Origin of the sequence: Celerinatantimonas diazotrophica, from assembly GCF_004339545.1 — a bacterium.
Lineage (GTDB): Bacteria > Pseudomonadota > Gammaproteobacteria > Enterobacterales > Celerinatantimonadaceae > Celerinatantimonas > Celerinatantimonas diazotrophica.
The window spans coordinates 109,846-127,980 of sequence record NZ_SMGD01000016.1; the positions used below are offsets into that span (position 1 = coordinate 109,846).

Sequence of the window (18,135 nt, forward strand, 5' to 3'; positions counted from 1 at the left end):
GTTTGATAGTAGCAAAAAACAGTGCAAATTTCTGAATTTAGTCATCATACTCGTCTCCGTCATAGGCTGCACTACATGTCACTATTTCGGTTTTTCTGTGAGTATCATGGAGTTGATTAAAAGTTCCAGCTCTTCTATCTGTTCACACATCTTACGGCTGAGCCAGATGTAGCCATAAATAGAGAAAATCGCATCTTGCTGGTAACGCTGAGTATCCGGGGTGTATTGCTCAAGCTGAGTGACTAATTCTTCGAGCTCCTGAGTCAAAGACGGTTGAGTATGACTGGATCCATTGATTAAAAAGACGGATAAGTTACTCAGCTGCTGCTGGATGATCCGGCGAGTTTGGCGGAGTAACTGTGCGTTAATCATCCAAAATCGACCATCACGTGATGCCCAATAACTCTCAATTAGTAGCTCAAATGTGCCAATGAGATCTCTGCAAACGGTCTGGAGACGATCGAACTGCGCATGTTTAATGTGTGTTTCTCGGCTAGCCGCATTAATAAATGCCCGCATTTTTATCACACGATTGAGTTCTATCTGCAGGCGATTTGCTAAGTGAGGCCGTTCGACTAAGTTTATAGAGGTATATGCTCCATAAATTTTACCCAGTGAATTTAACGCATCGCTCATCTGTAATCGCCAGTGAATAAACGCACGCTGTGGGTAGATGCTGGTCAGCAATAGTGCGGTAATTGCCCCTAAAATCACATCTCCTGCACGCCACAGTGCGGTGGTGATATCTCCTGGCTCGGCACTAGCCACTACGGCTAAAGTAATCCCGATTAACATGGCCATATATGGACGTTTGCCGAGCGCTAAGTAGCCGGAAAAAAACATGACTAGCGCGCACCAAATCAACATTAAGGGTACAGAATAGAGTTCGAGATAAAGGGCAATCAACCCAGAACTAGCCCCTAGGATCGTTCCTAGAATTCGATGCAATGAACGCTGTTTGACGTTGCCCCAAAATGACATCGGTCCGAGTAATACGACCAATGTAATCAATGGCCAGCTACCTTCGGGAATACCACTGATACGAATCGCCATCAACGTAATGACAAACGCTAACCCAATGCGAACACCGTGGGCCACTCGGTAGTGGCGATACAGAATATTTTCGAATTTACCGATTTTGTGACTTAAAGACACTATTGTACCGTTTCAGTGATTAAAGAGTGGGCAAGAAAGCGGCAATTTTAGCGGACAGCGCCATGACATAAAAGAGTTGATACGCTTTTATTTTATAAAAATACAAATATTCAGTAAGCGTATTAAAACGCTTACTGAATGTTGAGACGATATTACTGTTTAGCGCTACCTTGTTTGGCAACTGCAGCCATTTTAGCTTCTAGTTCAGCTTGGTCACCTAAGTAGTAATGTTTAAGGGGTTTGAGGTTTTCATCAAACTCATAAACAAGGGGCACACCGGTTGGGATGTTTAAACCGACAATGTCATCTTCTGAAATATTATCTAAGTATTTGACCAGAGCCCGAATACTATTACCGTGGGCCGCAATCAGTACTTTTTTACCCGCTTTTAAGTCAGGAGCAATGACATCTTCCCAGTAGGGTAGCACACGATCAATGGTGGTTTTTAAACTTTCAGCTTTGGGCCACTGATTCGATTCTAAATCCTGATAACGTGGATCATTGCCTGGATAATACTCATTACTTTCATCGAGCAATGGTGGCAAGGTATCAAAGCTACGGCGCCAGATGAGGACTTGTTCATCACCATATTTTTTTGCGGTCTCTGCTTTATTTAACCCTTGCAGAGCACCATAATGGCGTTCATTTAAGCGCCAACTACGAACGACTGGAATCCACATTAAATCTAACTCTTCAAGAGCCAACCAGAGTGTTTTAATTGCTCTTTTTAATCGGGAGGTGTAAGCAATATCAAATGTAAATCCGGCATCTTTTAGCAGTTGACCACCCTGTTTGGCTTCTTCTATCCCTTTGGCGGATAGGGGAACATCGGCCCATCCGGTAAAACGGTTTTCTTGATTCCACTGACTTTCGCCATGGCGAATTAATACTAGTTTAATCGTGGCCATGATTTCTCCTCATGATTGATTTATGCTAATGATTGATTTTTGCTCCACTTATATTTTTAGCAACAGAGTTACAAGAAACGTTGCTGTTTATTATTGTGTTGTTGTTGGTTATCTTCGTTGCCTGTGACGCATCCGTCAAGTACTGAACTATTTTTGCCACTCGCCGATGCTGATTGCCCAGCAGGCCGGTAATTTTTTACTACTCACTAAGAATAAAAAGCAATTGATAATTATCACGTTTCATCCAGATCAACGTTTGTGACTATAAAAGTCATTAGGATCGATGTGGAAGTCATCCAAAGGAGAGCGATTTGTCATTTTACCAGCAATTTATGATGTTGGTTGGGGTGTTTGAGCGAGCTGCTTTAATCTTAATGGTATTGTTTTTACTGACTCGCACAAGCCATTTTCAGAGTTTGTTTCGCAAACAAAATCACCATCCACTGGAATCAGGAGCCATAGCTCTTTTATTTACGCTATTTGCGGTATTTAGCACTTATACAGGGATTCATGTCGATGGTTCACTGGTGAATGTGCGGATTATAGCCATTATGTCAGGTGGCATATTATTTGGTCCTGTCGTCGGGATCCCCGCCGGGATCATTTCTGGCTTGCATCGTTATCTGATTGATATCCATGGACCAACGTCATTACCCTGTCTGATTACGAGTATATTGGCGGGGCTTTTATCTGCTGTTATTCATATCCGTGCCAAAAAACAGCAGTACTGGATCTGGGGGATCTGTGCGGGTTTGCTTTGCGAAGTTTTGACCATGACTTTGATTCTGATTTTTGTTGAAGATCGTCACCAAGGTCTTTTGATTGTAAAAACGATTGCCATGCCGATGATCATCGGTGAGGTCTCCATTGGATTGATGATTCAGCTGGTACAAAGTCTTGATAATGAAAATGATCGAGTGGCAGCCACTCAGGCCAAATTAGCGCTGGATATTGCCAACAAAACATTGCCCTATTTTCGAGAGAGTAGTCGTGAGTCGATGCGCAAGGTCTGCGCGATAATCCGCCATGACATTGAGGCGGATGCTGTGGCTATTACTGATACCAAAGATGTACTGGCGTTCGTTGGTGAATATGAGCACGAATATTGGAAAAACTATCAAGGTATGAGTCGTTATACTCGGGCCGCTTTGGTTAAAGATAAGATATTGATCCATAACGAAGCCGATTTCGACGGTTTTCATTCGTTGCTGATCATTCCGCTACATGAGTCTGGTAGTATGACGGGCGCACTAAAAATTTACTATAAACGGCGTTATAAAATCACCAATGCACTGCGTGAAATGGCAGTAGGCTTATCGCATGTCATCTCAACCCAAATGGAAGTGGCTAAAGTCGAGAAACTCAAGCAAGCTGCAACTAAAGCGGAGTTTTCAGCACTACAGAATAAAATTAACCCTCACTTTCTGTTTAATACATTAAATGCAATTTCTTCATTAATCCGGATGCGTCCAGATGAAGCAAGGGAACTGATCAGCAGACTTGCAGATTTTCTGCGTTATAACTTGACTCATAATGAAGCACTTATTCCCATTGATGAGGAGCTGGCGCAGGTTCGTGATTATATTGCCATTGAAAAAGCCCGCTATGGCAACAAGCTTAAGGTTACCTTTGAAGTCGAGCCATTGGATATTAAAATCCCTAGTCTGATGATTCAGCCGTTGGTGGAGAATGCCATTGGCCATGGTATTCAGCCTAAAAAAGGCCCTGGTGAAGTGCGGATTAAAGTCATCCGTAAGGACAATCCGCCCCAAGCGGAGATCTCGGTGTGTGATAGTGGGGTTGGCATTGCTCCGGCACTGATCGAGCAACTGCATGAGGGCACCATAGGCAGTAAGCATATCGGTTTGAGTAATGTTGACCAGCGGGTGCGAATGTTATACGGCGAACAACTGAAGGTCAGACGCTTAGAACCGGGGACTGAAGTTAAATTTACTATTCCGCTGACGCCTCAGCGCAGCTAACAGATGACATAGAGTAATTATGCGAGCCATCATTGTTGAAGATGAACCTCTAGCGCAGCAGGAATTAGCGTTTTTAATTGAGAAATATAGCCAGATCGAAGTCGTGGGATGCTTTGACGATGGGTTAGAGGCATTTAAATTTTTGCAGTCCAATGAAGTAGATATCGCGTTTTTGGATATTAATGTGCCATCAATTGACGGTATGTTATTAGCAAAGAATATTCACCAATTTGCCAGACGACCATATATCGTATTCACAACGGCTTATAAAGAGTATGCGGTGGATGCTTTTGAGTTAGAAGCATTTGATTATCTGTTAAAGCCCGTGAGCGAAAAGCGCGTTCAAGGTGTTTTAAACAAACTAGAGCAGGCCTGCAAAACACAACCGACGTCTGAGCTGGAAAATAGTGAGCCACCGCTTGTCAGCGAAGAACCACTGGTTTCGGTCGCACCTAGCACGATGAACCAAGGTGCTTTAAGTGTTGCCTCATCAGATGGCAGAATAGTGGTGATTAAGGTTGCGGATATCTGTTATCTTGAAGCGAATGAAAAAGTCACTTATGTGGTCACAGCGAAAGGTCAGTATAGTCTGAATCAGATGCTGAGTGAGGTCGTTAAACGGTTACCTGAGCGGCAATTCTTCCGATGTCATCGTTCTTATTGCGTCAATTTGGAGCAAATTGCAGAAATAATTCCAGGTTTTAACTCGACCTACCAACTCCGGCTGCGACATGTGAATACAATGATTCCGGTGAGTCGGTCTAACCTTAAGTTGTTTCGAGAGTTGATGCAGATTTGCTGATAAGGCTTTTACAGATAAAAAAAACCGCTGCTAATGCAGCGGTCAATAAAAGTGGTACGATTTAGTGAGATTGCTGAGCAAAGAGTCCTTGATGTTCGAAACCTTTATTTTGAACTGTTCCGGGTTGACGAACCATTAAGGATATGACGAGAGAAATGGCCAGCAAGACTAATATGAGATAGAAAGTTGGTACGAACCCACCTAATAGACTTGAAACCATGGACGCTGCCAGGGAACCGATTCCGAATCCTAAATAGATTGCTCCATAGTTTTTGGTCAGGTTTGTCATCCCAAAGAAGTCACTGACTAATGATGGGAACACCGTAATAGTGCCGCCAAAGCTAAAGGCGATACAAGCGATGGCTAGATAGAAACTCATGCTGCCACTGGTATGGAACAATAAAAGTGCAATCCCAAATAAGCTTAACACCAGCGCAATGCTAACAACTCTGATTCGCGCCATTTTGTCAGATAAAACACCTAATATTAAGCGACCCAGTAAGTTTGCCAACGCGATAACCGCGACCGATTGAGTGGCTGTTGCTAACGATAAATGAACCATATTTGTACCAATATCTTTGGCAACCCCGATAACAAATAAGCCACTCATACAAACGGTTAAAAAGATGAGCGCCAACATCCAAAATTGTGGGTGAACGATTGATTCTGCCAGCGTGAATTCACGAGATTGGGCTGCTGATGCAACTTTTGCGGACTGATTGCCAGCAACAGGGGCATCTTTCATCATCAATCCTCCGATGAGGATAATGGCTAAACACAACATCCCCCAGATCTGAAATGTCTGAGCTAGATGGAAATGGTTCAATAAGAATAAATTAATATATTTAAAGCCTAAACTACCCAGTCCGTATGCACCGATAGAAAGAGCACTAATGAGTCCTTTTCGTTCCGGAAACCATTTTACACAGTTGGAGAGGGTCATCAGGTAACCGGTGCCATCGGCCAGTCCCAAAATGATGCCAGCGAATAGATATAAAGACCATAAATTGGCACTAATCGAGGTGAGCATTAAGCCGGCACCCATTAAAACGGCCGCGGCGATAGTGACGTTGCGCACGCCAAAGCGATCTTGTAACTTCCCAGAAATAGAAGAAGCAACAGCGAGTGCTAAGCTGAGCAAACCAAATGAAAATGCGACCTTGTTCACGGGTTCGTGAAGTTTACTTGCCAACCCTGAGTTAAATAGGCTCCAAGTATAAACTGAACCTAATGCAAATTGAGCCATGATTGTACCAATCAGTGTCATCATCCTGATCCGTTGCTGCTGTTTGCTATGGGTCATTACAGACTCCTTCCCAATAGTTATTAACCTTATCTGTGGTTAATAAACCGCTTTTAAGAAGGCTGAGCAATAGGTTGGTTTAAAGATAAAATGAGTGGTTTTCACAATGGAATGAATGGCATTTATAAGGAATGAATGACTTACCAAAAATCAACAGCAATGGATGCATGATTTTATTATTTGATATAGATCAATATGTTAAATTTACTTAACAAGCATCAATGAATGTTAATAAAGCAAAATGGCTAATGACGACCGAACCTAGTTACGTCGTCATTGAGACAATCTAAAACTAGATTTCGTCGTCTTTAATCGCGTAGCTATGTAATTTGTTATAGAGCGTTTTGACGCTAATTCCCAGCAGTTCAGCGGCTCTTGTTTTGTTATTTTCACATGCTTTGAGCGTGTCAATAATCAACGTTTTTTCGGCTTCTTTAATAGACGTGCCTGGGCCGATTGAAGTTGGGTGGATCTGTGACGGTTGGGTGATCGTGGGCAGCTCATTGAGCGTGATCTGATTATTGGCAAGAATATGAGCTCTTTCGATGCAGTGCTTGAGTTCACGGACATTACCAGGCCAACTATACTGGCTCAGTTGCTGCTCGGCTTCAGGTGTTAAAGTGATACATGCACCAGTTTGTTGATTACGATAAGCTAAAAAATGTTTTGCAAGAGCCAGAATATCATCACCACGTTGATTTAATGCGGGCAATTGGATAGGAAAATGAGCTAATCGAAAATACAGGTCTTCACGTAGATAATTTTCTTCAATGGCACTGAGTGGATCTCGGTTAGTGGCTGCAACGATGCGTACATTAACCGACTGCGGTTGTTCACTGCCTAATTTCTGGTATTCACCGGTTTCCAAGACTCGTAATAATTTACTCTGTAAAGCCAGTGGCATTTCCGTAATTTCGTCTAAAAATAACGTGCCGCTTTGGCATTGGGCAAACAACCCATCTCGGTTGGCAATCGCTCCGGTAAAGGCCCCCTTTTCGTGGCCAAACAACTCACTTTCAATCAATTCGCTACTAAAAGCGGCACAATTGACCGCTATAAACGGTTTATCGGCCCGTAAACTTTGCTGGTGGATCGTCTGTGCAGCCAATTCTTTACCACTGCCACTTTCACCAATCAGCAACACGTTCGAATCTGTTGGCGCCACACGACGAATAAGCCGATAGAGTCTGCGCATCGGTGCACTTGAACCCAATAGCAGACCGAATTGGTCTAAGTGTGAACTAAGTGCTTGCTCTTTGGGAGGGCGATTATCAGTACAGTATTCATTGGCAAATTCCTGAAAAACTTCCCCAATATGCTCAAGCTCAAGTGGTTGACGAAAGTGATATGCAACACCATGATTCATCATTTTATCGCACCAACGATTGGGGTTACCATCGCTGATCAAAATCCAATCTGCACTATTTGATAGTGGGTGATCGATAAAATTCAGATAGTCTTGTTGGCCAAACTGACTGGGTGCAAATACAACCAGATCGATTGCATCATCGCTACTTTGTACATCGCCCAAATGAGTGTGGCAGGTGACAGAGAATCCAATTTTTTTTAAAACTGGATGAAGTAACGTATATAGCTGTTCGTTGTCGCTAATCCACAGCAGTTCGGCCATCTGGCGTCTCCTCAAAAGAATGAGGAACAATATAACATTGACTAGTAGGCTTTCCTATTGTAAGAAACCCTTAGCTCACTATATTTAAACGCAAGATAATCAGTAGAGCACTTAATAAGATAAAAGGCATTGTTAAAGGGAAAAAGGTTTTTATTGGTCTAAGTATAAAATTAATCATGGATTCCTTATGGTTCGTTAAACATATGAGCTGATCGTTAGATACTTAAACATGTCACAGCTCAGTGAATAAACCGCTATCGGTTTATTGGTCAGGCCAGTCTGCTAAAAGATGAATACATTGATCACAAGTTAGTTGCAGTGATGCGAGATAACTGGCTAATTCTCTTGCAAGCGATTGATCGGCCTGTTTTCGAATAACCAAACGGAAGTAATTAAGAAGACTTTGCTCACAAAGTAGTAACTCAAAAATATCCTGTTTGGTTAATTTATGATGCATTTTAGCATATTTTTGTTGGTAATTCATCCGCAACTGCTTCAATGCTTTTTTCTGGTCCGTGAGACTCTGCGTGGATGACAATACTTGGGGATTCAGTCGAGACATAATTTTATCTCGACAGTTAAACATGTCTCGACTGATTTTCTTCGGCACATATTGTTCTGTACTTTGTTGCAGGGTTTGATAAAACTGCATACCGCTTTGGCAAGCGCTAAACAATTCTTGGCTGAGTAAAGTATCATGACTGGCCATTATCATTTCCCATGTTCAACATCCCATAAACTTGGGTTTGAGTTAATCAACCCGCAGTTTGTTAACTACTTTTTTAACGTGATCATGATGCATTGCTTTTGACTCTGCGAGATCCTTAGCCGCTAAACTGTCAACATGCCCTGTGAGAGTCACAACTCCATTGTTAGCCGACACATGAATATCGGTCACGCTTAAACTTTTGCTGGCTGCAAATTGTGCTTTAATCATGGCGATAGTGGTTAAATCATTCCACTTATTAGCAAATGCTTTTCCTGCGTGATTCATCTTATCTGAGAGACTGACATCCGATTGCACTGCTAGTTCATTATCCACAGACTGAACACCATCGACATTTTTACTAATTTCGCCTGCCAGTTCTTTTTCAGCATCGGTTTTTACGGTGCCTGTCAGTGTTACTTTGCCCTCGGATACATCGGTATTAATTTCAAAGCTATTTAAAGCTTGGTTTAATGCAATGGCTGTTTCTACCTTACCATCGAGCCAGGCATCTTTGGCTTTGCCTTGCCAAGATTGAGCAAATACGCTGGGAGCGGCTAAAACTGTTGTTAAAGCCATAACAGCGGCTATTTGGGTAAGTTTCATAAATGCTCCTAAACCGGTTGTTATTTCAATAGTAGGGGCATGAGTTGGCGCCCTAATTGAATGAGTGCGTTTGAAAGTGTTGCTTTAGAATTAGGCGAACTTGCTACGAATGCTCCACACAAAGCCGCGGTGAGTAAAGCTTGTGGTGTGGCAGCTTTGTGTTTGATTAAGCGAATACATTCTTGTTGCGTAAGATCTCTATGTCTTTTTATATCCTGCAGCTTTTGCTGTTGGGCATCTAATTTTTGGCGCAACTGTTTATCAAAGCCCATGATCACTCTCCTGGTGGTTCTGTGGATAGTTCATAAGAGCCTGTGCTGAGCGTTTGAAGGTGATACGTGCCAGATAAACGCTTGCTAAGCGCCATAGTGCAAAGGCCAATATCAGATGAACGAAGGTCCCTATTGCAAGCAACCATACCAGCGAGATACCTAACAGGTATCCCACACTGATAACGAAGGCTAGGAATAATCCCCAGCCACTGAGTAATATAACCACTGCGGCAATAGATAGAATAAGTACTTTAATGGCATTACTAAACGCATACTGGCTCTCAAGTTCGGCAAGCTTTAACCAGTTTTCAAACCATTGTTGGTAAATGCTCAAAAGGTTTGAGAAAGGCGTATGCGTCTGTTCAGTCTGTTGAGGTATCTCGCCGTGCATAGATTGGCTCTGTTTAGCTCTATTAATGTCGACGTAACAGTGCTGTGACGATAGCACCCGCTGCAAACGCTAATCCTAAGCTCTTGACCGGATGATTTTTGGTGTAATCACAGGCTGCTTGAGTTGAACGTTTCGATACATCTGATGCTTTAGCACTGAGTTTGTCTGCTTGTTCTCTCATTTCACGGGCAATTTCTGCGAGTTTCTCTTCGCTAGAACCACTAATTTGAGAAGCTTTGTCAATGGCGTCATGTGCACTTTGGGCTGCTTTATCAACACCTTGATGCATTTTATTGCTGCTTTTTGTATCTGCTTCATCAGCCATAATTATTCTCCCATGGTTTGTATTAACTAAAATAAGCAGTCATAAACCATGCCAATTATTTAACTGACTGAATATATTAAATTTATTTTGTTTATGAGATTTTGGAGGGGCATTAGGTATGTAAAATTCACATAGTTTTTGTAATTTTTACAGATTTATTTATCAATAATTAAAGACGATATGATGATTAGCTTATGAATGAGTGATTCAGTTAGATTGTTTGAATGTACAAAGTTAATGTCACGTCACTTGTTTAAAAATATTCTATCAAATGTTCTTTGACCGTTATCATCGCAACGGTAAGCCACTCGATGAGCAAGAATGATTTATTTCCTGTTCGAATGTGTGTATTTGACAGGAGAGTTGTCCAAAACAATATGTGGCATGAGAGACGTTGAGGTATGAGCAAAGAACGCGACTAAAACACGCGATGGTTTCTTATGAAAACGAGATGATTTTGAAAAAGAGTCTATATCTGTTGTATGTAATAAATATAAGAAAAATTAATACATTAGATAAATGTTAGATAGGAATGATACTTAGAAAGAAAGGTGCTAACAAAAAACAATGGTACCAGTGGGCGGACTTGAACCGCCACGCCCGCAAAGGCAACGGATTTTGAATCCGTCGTGTCTACCAATTTCACCACACTGGCATTGTCGCTGGTCTTTACCAACTCAGCGAGAGGCATTATAAGGTTGCTTGCGTAATTGGCAAGAAAAAATTAACCGATTGTGATAGAAATCGGTTTGTTTGCTTAAGTTATGCTCAACACGATCAGAAAAACAGCGCATTGTTATTTTATTCGTCGATTGATCATATAGACTGCTACCGCAAAGAACATCAGACTGGGGCCTACTGCACCGATAATCGGTGGCATTTTATAGACTAAGCTCACCGATGCTAGCACCTGATTGAGTACATAGAAGCCAAATCCGGTCATGATCCCCATAATTAATCTAGCGCCCATGCTGACGCTACGCAATGGACCAAAAATATACGATAATGCCAGTAGCATCATAATGACGACTGTAAATGGCATCATGATTTTTCGCCACAGCGCCAGCTCATACGGGGCTGCGTCTTGCTGATTCTGATGCAGGTAATTGATATATGAATAAAGTCCAGAAATAGGTAGGTTTAGTGGCTTAACAACCACAACTCCCAGTTTCTGCGGGGTCAGCGAGGAATACCAGTCATAGGTACCTAACTGCTTGCGCTGAATTTGTCGATCACTTAGCAATGTCATTGAAGCATCTGTCATTTTCCAGTTGCCGCTGTTTTTCTGATATTGCGCTTCAGGTGCTCGAAGGATTTGGTAAAGCGTCTGATTTTTATCAAAATAGTAAACAGTAACTTGCCGAAGTTCTTTGCCATTCCGAACCTGGCCAATATTCACAAAGCTATTTTTGTCTTTTGCCCAGACACTATTTTGGACGGCGATCATGGCTCCGCCTGATTTTTTGGCTGAGCGCATCGTGTTAGCCATTAAATCAGCTTTGGGAGCCACAAATTCACCCAACAACATCATGATAATCATCATCGGAACCGCTGTTTTAATCACGGCCGCTGAAATATTAGCTTTTGATAGACCAATCGATTGCATGATCACCAGCTCACTACTGGTGGCAAGGTTACCTAAACCAATCAGGGCGCCTAACAGAGCCGCCATCGGAAAGAATAGTTCCAACTCTTTAGGGATCGATAATACGACATACCACAAGGCATCAAGAATTTGGTAGTTACCCTTGCCGACGTCACCTAATTGGTCGACAAATTTAATAATGGCACTTAAACCTTGCAGTGTGACAAGAACCAGAAGCGTCGTTTTTAAAATAGTGCGGCCAACATACCAATCAATGATTCGAAACACGACGCTCTCCCTTTAAGACTGCTTTGACCGTTAAAAATTTCTCGCTTCGAACAAATAAAAAGCTACCTGCAATGACTAACATCAAAAGGTGCACCAACCACATTCCAAGGTACCAAGGGATGCGACCATCTTCGAGTGATGAACGGGCTGCGCTCATTAAGAGGTAATAACTTAGATACAACATAATCGCTGGAAAAAGTTTGGCATAACGGCCTTGTCGAGGGTTAATGACGCCTAAAGGCACCACCATTAATACCAGAATAATAACCGAAACAGGCATTGCTATACGCCATTGTAGCTCAGCAATTTTATCCGGATTATCACTGCCAAATAGTTTGGCCGTCGGCATGGCTCGGATTTTTTCACGCTGTTCTTTTGCTGAGCGCTCTTGGAGCCGAACGCTATAGCGGTCAAAACGCATGACTTTGTAATCCAAGTCGTTCAGATTGCCTTCGTAACGAGTACCATCACTTAGATCCAACCATTGAGAACCATTGGGGCGTTCTTTTAAGTTGCCACGGGCAGCCATGACGATCGACGGCTGGCCTTTGTCTGCAGGAGGATTATGGGCGACAAATACTTTTTCCATATTTTTGCCATTGTTCGTAATATTTTCAACGAAAGCGACGGCTTGGTTACTAAGTTCGACAAAACGGCCCGGAGTGATGCTGGAGATACCGCTATCGGCTTTCACATTTGCCATCACTTGCTGCTCGATACTATTGACATAAGGCGTTAAAAATAATGTATTCGCACCTGCTAAAATGAAGGTTACTGCGCCAACCGCAGCTGTAATCCCTAAAATTTTATTCGGACTATAGCCACAGGCAAATAAAACACTCATTTCACTGTCGGCATAGAGCCGGCCATGGGCAAATAAAACACCAATAAAGAAGCTGATCGGCAGGATTAGAATCGCCAAATTAGGGATATTTAATAACAATAACTTAGCCACGAATGCTCCGGGAATATGGCCATCTGCGGCATCCCCCAAGATCCGGACAAACTTCTGACTGATAAAAATCAGCATCAAAACCAGCATCACTGCAAACTGGGTTTTAATTGTCTGTTTGAATAAATAGCGAAAAATTAACACCGGCGACCCACTTTATACGTTGTTTTTTGCTGGAAACACGCAACAATTACGATAAACTTTCTATTTTGCGAATTTTGCTCTCATATGGCAAAGCTAGTTTATCACGATCTATGAAAAGACCATTCTAGCAAGTTCGCTATATTAACGCAGTATAAAGGAGTCTTCATGGAGTTCAGTGTAAAAAGCGGTAGTCCGGAGAAGCAGCGCAGCGCATGCATCGTTGCCGGAGTTTACGAACCTCGACGTTTATCTCCGATTGCCGAACAACTAGATAAGATCAGCGACGGATACATTAGTGCACTGTTACGTCGAGGCGATCTCGAAGGCAAAGCCGGTCAAGTTCTACTGTTACATCATGTTCCAAATGTGTTAAGTGAACGAGTTTTATTAGTCGGATGTGGGAAAGAACGAGATTTAGATGAGCGCCAATATCGGCAGATCATTGAAAAAACTATCGCAACTTTGAATGATACCGGCTCAATGGAAGCGGTTTGTTTTTTACCTGAACTGCATGTAAAAGCGCGGGGAACCTATTGGAAGGTTCGCCAAGCGGTAGAAACAACACTCAACTCGCTCTATACCTTTGAGCAGCTAAAAAGCAAACCCAATGAAGTTCGCCGTCCGCTTCGCCGTTTGGTTTTTAATGTCTCGACTCGTCGAGAGCTTGCTGTGGGTGAAAAAGCCATTGCCCATGGAATGGCGATTTCACAAGGAATGAGCAAAGCCAAAGATTTAGCCAATTTACCTGCCAACATTTGTAACCCGAGTTATCTTGCTGAACAGACCGAAAAATTGGCGGTCCATCCAGCCGTAACATTCACAAAGGTCGACGAAAAACAGATGCAAGAGTTGGGTATGAATGCTTATCTGACAGTTGGCCGTGGTAGCGCGAATGAGTCGGTTATGAGTATTGTTGAGTATTGTCCTCCGGGGATGGAAGAGCAAAAACCAATCGTGTTGGTGGGCAAAGGTCTAACCTTCGATGCCGGGGGAATTTCATTAAAACCCGCCGCTGGTATGGATGAGATGAAATATGACATGTGTGGTGCGGCCAGCGTCTATGGTACCATGCAAGCGGTGATTGAGTTGGAATTGCCGGTCCGGGTGATTGGCATATTAGCTGGTTGTGAAAACATGCCATCTGGACACGCGTATCGTCCGGGAGACGTATTGACGACTATGTCGGGTCAGACAGTTGAAGTCCTTAATACAGATGCCGAAGGGCGACTGGTGCTGTGTGATGCATTGACATATGTGGAACGATTCGATCCGGAATTTGTGGTTGATATTGCGACACTAACCGGTGCTTGTATTATCGCCCTAGGACATCACACTACAGGGTTAATGAGTCCACATAATCCATTGGCCCATGAAGTTTTGAGTGCCGCAGAGCAAAGTGGTGATAAGACTTGGCGATTGCCGCTTAATGATGAGTATGATGAACAGCTCAAAAGTAATTTTGCCGATCTAGCTAATGTCGGCGATCGAGCCGCCGGGGCGATTACTGCAGGATGTTTTTTGTCACATTTCACGAAAAAATATAATTGGGCGCATTTGGATATTGCCGGAACAGCGTGGAAATCTGGGCCCAAAAAAGGTGCTACCGGACGCCCTGTGCCACTCTTAATCCAGTTGTTGATGAATAAAGCTGGGATTGAACTCGAAGATTAATCTTCCAACGTGTAGAATAGCGGGGCCTATTTGGCTCCTTTTTATATATGAAAGCAGTAACATTTTATATTATGCCCGATGATGCAGTGTCAGAAAGCGCTAAAATGCTAGATGCTGTTTGCCATGTTATCGCCCGCCACTATTACAATAATGAGCGGGTTTTTGTGTTGTCTGAAACAAAGTCGCAGGCTGAAGCTTTGGATGAGCGCCTCTGGCAGTTCGATGCTGAGAGCTTTGTGGCTCATAATCTGGTCGGTGAGGGCCCTCGAGCGGGTGCTCCGGTAGAGATCGGTTGGCAAAGTGGGCATAATCGGCGCCAAACTTTGGTTCATCTGAATGCTCAGATAGCACCTAATTTAGAGTTATATCAACATATTGTTGACTTTGTACCCGCAGATGAAGCTGGCAAACAACAAGCCCGCGAACGATACAAAGCATATCGACGACTTGGTCTGATGCCTCAGACTGAATCTTTGGACATTTAGACAATATGAATTTTCATATTGTTAAAAATAACAGTTAGAGTCAGTAATCCGATGGAAAAAACGTATAATCCGCAATCTATTGAACAAGCTCTTTATCAGCATTGGGAAGCGCAAGGATATTTCAAACCCCATGGTGATACCAGCAAAGAATCATTCACTATTATGATCCCACCCCCGAATGTCACAGGCAGTTTGCATATGGGGCATGCTTTTCAGCAGACCATTATGGATACGTTGATTCGTTACCAACGGATGCAGGGCAAAAATACTCTATGGCAGGTTGGAACGGATCACGCTGGGATTGCGACTCAGATGGTCGTGGAGCGTAAAATTGCGGCCGAAGAAAATAAAACCAAACATGACTATGGCCGTGAAAAATTTATCGAAAAAGTGTGGCAGTGGAAAAACCACTCTGGCGGTTCGATCACCAAACAGATGCGTCGTTTAGGGGATTCGTTAGATTGGGAACGGGAACGCTTTACGATGGATGAAGGGTTTTCGGATGCTGTACAAGAAGTATTTGTACGTCTTTACGAAGAAGGTTTGATTTATCGCGGTAAGCGTTTGGTGAATTGGGATCCTAAACTGCATACTGCAATTTCTGATCTAGAAGTGGAAAATAAAGAACAGCAGGGCAAAATGTGGCACCTGCGATATCCACTGGCCGATGGCGCACAAACTGCTGAAGGAAAAGACTATTTAGTGGTTGCAACCACCCGCCCAGAAACGATGCTGGGTGATACAGGGGTTGCGGTTAACCCCGCTGATCCCCGCTATAATGGATTGATTGGCAAAGAGATCCTGTTGCCTATCGTGAATCGCCGGATTCCAATTGTAGGCGATGAACATGCGGATATGGAAAAAGGCACCGGCTGCGTAAAAATTACGCCGGCACATGACTTTAACGACTATGAAGTTGGTAAACGTCATCAGTTGCCGATGATTAATATTCTCACTCTCAATGCCGATATTCGCGAGCAGGCTGAAGTGTTCACCACGCAAGGTGAACCCAGTGATGCATATGATAACGTGTTGCCTGAAAAATATCGCGGTATGGAGCGGTTCGCGGCCCGGGATGCGATTGTCGCTGATTTTGAAGCGGCTGGATTGTTAGTAAAAATTGAAGATCATCCGAATACGGTTCCTTATGGTGACCGCGGTGGAGTGATCATTGAACCAATGCTGACTGACCAGTGGTATGTCCGGACCAAGCCATTAGCCGAAGAAGCGATTCGTGCTGTAGAAGATGGTGAAATCAAATTTGTACCACAGCAATACGAAAATATGTATTTTTCATGGATGCGCGATATTCAGGATTGGTGTATTTCCCGTCAGTTGTGGTGGGGCCATCAAATTCCCGCTTGGTATGATGAAGCTGGTCAAGTGTATGTCGGCCGCAGTGAGCAAGAAGTTCGCCAGAAACATCAGCTTGACGAAGGTGTGAAGCTGCGCCGCGATGAGGATGTGCTCGATACCTGGTTCTCATCTGGATTGTGGACGTTTGGTACCTTAGGTTGGCCAGAACAAACCGACGATCTGGCAACCTTCCATCCAACTAATGTGCTGGTGACTGGTTTTGATATTATTTTCTTCTGGGTGGCCCGGATGATTATGATGACCATGCACTTTATGAAGGATAAAGATGGTAAGTCACAAGTTCCGTTCAAAACCGTCTATGTGACTGGACTTATTCGGGATGAAAACGGTGCTAAAATGTCTAAATCGAAGGGGAATGTTTTAGATCCTCTCGATATGGTAGATGGGATCGATTTAGAATCATTGGTGACCAAACGTACTGGGAATATGATGCAGCCTCAGTTGGCCCAGAAAATTGAAAAAATTACCCGTAAAACATTTGCTAATGGCATCGAAGCTCATGGAACGGATGCGTTGCGTTTTACTTTGGCTGCGATTGCATCAACTGGGCGTGATATTAACTGGGACATGCATCGTTTAGAAGGTTACCGTAATTTCTGTAATAAATTATGGAATGCTAGCCGCTATGTATTGATGCAGTGCGAGGAGCAGGATTGTGGGCAAAATGATCAGCCAATGGATTTTTCATTAGCGGATCGTTGGATCCAAGGACAGTATCAGCAAACGGTCAAAGCATGCCGGGAAGCATTGGATAGTTTCCGATTTGATTTAGCCGCCCAAGCGCTTTATGAATTCACTTGGAACCAGTTCTGCGACTGGTATTTGGAGTTGACGAAACCGATATTATTTAAAGGTAGCGAAGCGCAAATGCGCGCAACTCGTTATACTCTGGTGAATGTACTGGAAAGTTTGCTGCGATTGATGCATCCAATTATTCCTTTTATTACCGAAACGATATGGCAGCGTGTCGCACCGCTTTGTCGCCTCAAAGCTGACACCATTATGTTGGCACCTTATCCACAATATGAAGCGGATAAAGTGGATGAGATGGCGATGAACGACTTGGAATGGCTTAAACAGTTTATTTTAGCGATTCGTAATATCCGTGGCGAAATGGATATTAGCCCAAATAAACCACTGTCAGTATTATTGCGTTATACCAGTGACAGCGATAATCGACGTATAGAAGAAAACAAAGCTTTTTTATCTTCTTTAGCCAAACTTGAGCAAATTCAGCTGTTACAAGCGGATGAAGTAGCTCCTGCTAGTGCGACAGCGCTGTTAGGTGAGATGGAAATATTAATTCCGATGGCGGGGCTTATTGATAAAGAAGCTGAATTAGCCCGAATCGGACGCCAGCTTGAAAAAGCGCAAGGCGATCTCCAGCGGGTGACTGGGAAACTCAGCAACGAAAATTTTGTCAACAAAGCGCCTGCGATGGTTATTGACAAAGAGCGCGCTAAACAGGCCGAACTGGAACTGACCGTAGATAAACTGCGCCAGCAACAAGCCACGATTGCTGCGTTATAAATATTGCGGCGATATAAATAAAG

General features: G+C 43.1%; 16 protein-coding genes and 1 tRNA gene. 5 read left to right on the forward strand and 12 right to left on the reverse strand.

Annotated elements, in window-relative coordinates:
• Window positions 1–81: 81 nt before the first annotated feature.
• Together EV690_RS15185 and gpmA are read right to left on the reverse strand one after the other, a co-directional pair.
• The gene (locus tag EV690_RS15185; RefSeq protein WP_131913859.1) at window positions 82–1,155 is read right to left on the reverse strand and encodes an FUSC family protein; all 1,074 of its coding nucleotides are present in this window, start codon (window positions 1,153–1,155) and stop codon (window positions 82–84) included.
• A 152-nt stretch (window positions 1,156–1,307) separates the two neighbouring features.
• Complete coding sequence (gpmA, locus tag EV690_RS15190) at window positions 1,308–2,063, reverse strand: 2,3-diphosphoglycerate-dependent phosphoglycerate mutase (protein ID WP_131913860.1); 756 nt, start codon at window positions 2,061–2,063, stop codon at window positions 1,308–1,310.
• Between the two features lie 332 nt (window positions 2,064–2,395).
• On the opposite strand from gpmA, the gene EV690_RS15195 reads away from it, so the two are divergent.
• Both EV690_RS15195 and EV690_RS15200 read left to right on the forward strand, forming a co-directional pair.
• Entirely contained in the window at window positions 2,396–4,045 is a 1,650-nt protein-coding gene (locus EV690_RS15195) for a LytS/YhcK type 5TM receptor domain-containing protein (protein WP_165872781.1), read from the forward strand.
• 16 nt (window positions 4,046–4,061) lie between these two features.
• Window positions 4,062–4,847, forward strand: a complete 786-nt coding sequence (locus EV690_RS15200; protein WP_131913861.1) for a LytR/AlgR family response regulator transcription factor — start codon at window positions 4,062–4,064, stop codon at window positions 4,845–4,847.
• 61 nt (window positions 4,848–4,908) lie between these two features.
• On the opposite strand, the gene EV690_RS15205 is transcribed toward EV690_RS15200, so the two are convergent.
• The 10 genes from EV690_RS15205 to lptF form a co-directional block, all read right to left on the reverse strand.
• On the reverse strand, window positions 4,909–6,150 hold the full coding sequence (locus EV690_RS15205) for an L-lactate MFS transporter (protein ID WP_131913862.1): 1,242 nt from the start codon (window positions 6,148–6,150) through the stop codon (window positions 4,909–4,911).
• 292 nt (window positions 6,151–6,442) lie between these two features.
• Window positions 6,443–7,780, reverse strand: coding sequence for a sigma-54 interaction domain-containing protein (locus EV690_RS15210; RefSeq protein WP_131913863.1), 1,338 nt, complete (start codon window positions 7,778–7,780; stop codon window positions 6,443–6,445).
• Between the two features lie 262 nt (window positions 7,781–8,042).
• The gene (locus EV690_RS15215; protein ID WP_131913864.1) at window positions 8,043–8,489 is read right to left on the reverse strand and encodes a hypothetical protein; all 447 of its coding nucleotides are present in this window, start codon (window positions 8,487–8,489) and stop codon (window positions 8,043–8,045) included.
• A 42-nt stretch (window positions 8,490–8,531) separates the two neighbouring features.
• Window positions 8,532–9,092, reverse strand: coding sequence for a BON domain-containing protein (locus tag EV690_RS15220; protein WP_131913865.1), 561 nt, complete (start codon window positions 9,090–9,092; stop codon window positions 8,532–8,534).
• A 20-nt stretch (window positions 9,093–9,112) separates the two neighbouring features.
• Window positions 9,113–9,364: a hypothetical protein gene (locus EV690_RS15225; RefSeq protein ID WP_131913866.1), complete on the reverse strand. Its 252-nt coding sequence runs from the start codon at window positions 9,362–9,364 to the stop codon at window positions 9,113–9,115.
• Complete coding sequence (locus tag EV690_RS15230; protein ID WP_131913867.1) at window positions 9,354–9,755, reverse strand: phage holin family protein; 402 nt, start codon at window positions 9,753–9,755, stop codon at window positions 9,354–9,356. The genes EV690_RS15225 and EV690_RS15230 overlap by 11 nt, the downstream gene beginning before the upstream one ends.
• A gap of 22 nt (window positions 9,756–9,777) precedes the next feature.
• Window positions 9,778–10,080: a hypothetical protein gene (locus EV690_RS15235; RefSeq protein WP_131913868.1), complete on the reverse strand. Its 303-nt coding sequence runs from the start codon at window positions 10,078–10,080 to the stop codon at window positions 9,778–9,780.
• A 568-nt stretch (window positions 10,081–10,648) separates the two neighbouring features.
• A tRNA-Leu gene (locus EV690_RS15240) sits at window positions 10,649–10,735 on the reverse strand.
• A 141-nt stretch (window positions 10,736–10,876) separates the two neighbouring features.
• On the reverse strand, window positions 10,877–11,953 hold the full coding sequence (gene lptG / locus EV690_RS15245; RefSeq protein ID WP_131913869.1) for an LPS export ABC transporter permease LptG: 1,077 nt from the start codon (window positions 11,951–11,953) through the stop codon (window positions 10,877–10,879).
• A complete protein-coding gene (gene lptF / locus EV690_RS15250; protein ID WP_131913870.1) occupies window positions 11,937–13,049 on the reverse strand; it encodes an LPS export ABC transporter permease LptF in 1,113 nt (370 codons plus the stop codon). The genes lptG and lptF overlap by 17 nt, the downstream gene beginning before the upstream one ends.
• A gap of 165 nt (window positions 13,050–13,214) precedes the next feature.
• Here lptF and pepA point away from each other — a divergent pair, with 165 nt between their 5' ends.
• The 3 genes from pepA to EV690_RS15265 are packed head-to-tail and all read left to right on the forward strand — an operon-like array spanning window position 13,215 to window position 18,112.
• The gene (gene pepA / locus EV690_RS15255; protein ID WP_131913871.1) at window positions 13,215–14,720 is read left to right on the forward strand and encodes a leucyl aminopeptidase; all 1,506 of its coding nucleotides are present in this window, start codon (window positions 13,215–13,217) and stop codon (window positions 14,718–14,720) included.
• 47 nt (window positions 14,721–14,767) lie between these two features.
• Window positions 14,768–15,205 (forward strand): DNA polymerase III subunit chi, encoded by a 438-nt coding sequence (locus tag EV690_RS15260; RefSeq protein WP_131913872.1) that lies wholly within the window; start codon window positions 14,768–14,770, stop codon window positions 15,203–15,205.
• A 51-nt stretch (window positions 15,206–15,256) separates the two neighbouring features.
• On the forward strand, window positions 15,257–18,112 hold the full coding sequence (locus EV690_RS15265) for a valine--tRNA ligase (RefSeq protein WP_131913873.1): 2,856 nt from the start codon (window positions 15,257–15,259) through the stop codon (window positions 18,110–18,112).
• Window positions 18,113–18,135: the final 23 nt, after the last annotated feature.

Excerpts from the sequence above, each read along its gene's own strand:
- gpmA (WP_131913860.1), bottom strand. The coding sequence starts at position 2,063 with ATGGCCACGATTAAACTAGTATTAATTCGCCATGGCGAAAGTCAGTGG.
- EV690_RS15195 (WP_165872781.1), top strand. The coding sequence starts at position 2,396 with ATGATGTTGGTTGGGGTGTTTGAGCGAGCTGCTTTAATCTTAATGGTA.
- EV690_RS15205 (WP_131913862.1), bottom strand. The coding sequence starts at position 6,150 with ATGACCCATAGCAAACAGCAGCAACGGATCAGGATGATGACACTGATT.
- EV690_RS15210 (WP_131913863.1), bottom strand. The coding sequence starts at position 7,780 with ATGGCCGAACTGCTGTGGATTAGCGACAACGAACAGCTATATACGTTA.
- EV690_RS15215 (WP_131913864.1), bottom strand. The coding sequence starts at position 8,489 with ATGGCCAGTCATGATACTTTACTCAGCCAAGAATTGTTTAGCGCTTGC.
- EV690_RS15220 (WP_131913865.1), bottom strand. The coding sequence starts at position 9,092 with ATGAAACTTACCCAAATAGCCGCTGTTATGGCTTTAACAACAGTTTTA.
- EV690_RS15225 (WP_131913866.1), bottom strand. The coding sequence starts at position 9,364 with ATGGGCTTTGATAAACAGTTGCGCCAAAAATTAGATGCCCAACAGCAA.
- EV690_RS15230 (WP_131913867.1), bottom strand. The coding sequence starts at position 9,755 with ATGCACGGCGAGATACCTCAACAGACTGAACAGACGCATACGCCTTTC.
- EV690_RS15235 (WP_131913868.1), bottom strand. The coding sequence starts at position 10,080 with ATGGCTGATGAAGCAGATACAAAAAGCAGCAATAAAATGCATCAAGGT.
- pepA (WP_131913871.1), top strand. The coding sequence starts at position 13,215 with ATGGAGTTCAGTGTAAAAAGCGGTAGTCCGGAGAAGCAGCGCAGCGCA.
- EV690_RS15260 (WP_131913872.1), top strand. The coding sequence starts at position 14,768 with ATGAAAGCAGTAACATTTTATATTATGCCCGATGATGCAGTGTCAGAA.
- EV690_RS15265 (WP_131913873.1), top strand. The coding sequence starts at position 15,257 with ATGGAAAAAACGTATAATCCGCAATCTATTGAACAAGCTCTTTATCAG.